Below are 855 nucleotides of genomic sequence, written 5' to 3'. Positions count from 1 at the left end.
GGTTCGGGTTCCCAGGGGCGGCGGTGGTTGACGACCCAGGGGAGCTCCGTGCGGGGCGAGCGGTGGCCGCGGATCAGGTCGGCGAGGGTTCGTCCGGCCAGGGCGGCGGCGGTCACGCCGTCGCCGATGTAACCGCCGGCCCAGCCCAGGCCCGTGTCGGGGTCGAAGGAGACGCCGGGGGTCCAGTCGCGGGGGACGCCGAGGGGGCCGCCCCAGCAGTGGGTGATCCGGGCGTTCGCGGCGGCCGGGAACAGAGTGGCCAGGGTGCGGCGGAGGTGCTCGAAGACGGCGGGGGAGGAGTCGAACGCGGGGCTGGTGCGCGAGCCGAAGTGATACGGCGCGCCGCGGCCGCCGAGGACGATCCGGCCGTCGGCGCTTCGCCGGGCGTAGACGATCAGCCGGCGTCCGTCGGACAGGGTGACCCGGCGATTCCAGCCGATCTCCGCCCAGACCGATTCCGGTAGCGGCTCCGTGGCGATGATCAGAGAGTAGATGGGAACGAGGTCACGACGCACGCCGGGCAGGGCGGCGGTGTAGCCCTCGGTGGCGCGCACGATGGCGTCGGCCTGGATCTCGCCGTCGGCCAGTACCACTCGACCGGGCTCGATGCGCCGGGCGGGGGAGTGTTCGAACAGCTCGGCGCCGTGGTGCTGCACCGCCGCCGCGAGGCCGCGGACCAGCTTGAGCGGGTGCAGCGCGGCGCACTGCGGGTCGAGGATCCCGCCGAGCGCGCCGGGCACCCGGATGAGGCGCGCGGCCTGGTCGGCGTCCAGCCACCGGGGCGCGGACTCGCCGGTGGGCGCGCCGGCGTCGGCGCCGGCGGCGGCGGGGAGGGCGGCGCGCAGGCGGGTGAGC

The 855-nt window shown here is 76.3% G+C and carries 1 protein-coding gene; it reads right to left on the bottom strand.

The features are described 5' to 3' along the window. A partial coding sequence (locus NBZ83_RS32380) for an NAD(P)/FAD-dependent oxidoreductase (RefSeq protein ID WP_261576543.1) occupies nucleotides 1-855 on the bottom strand: 855 nt, incomplete at both ends.

The organism is Frankia gtarii, from assembly GCF_025403375.1.
GTDB classification, from domain to species: Bacteria; Actinomycetota; Actinomycetes; order Frankiales; family Frankiaceae; genus Frankia; species Frankia gtarii.
This window is presented reverse-complemented; position numbering and strand designations above follow the sequence as displayed.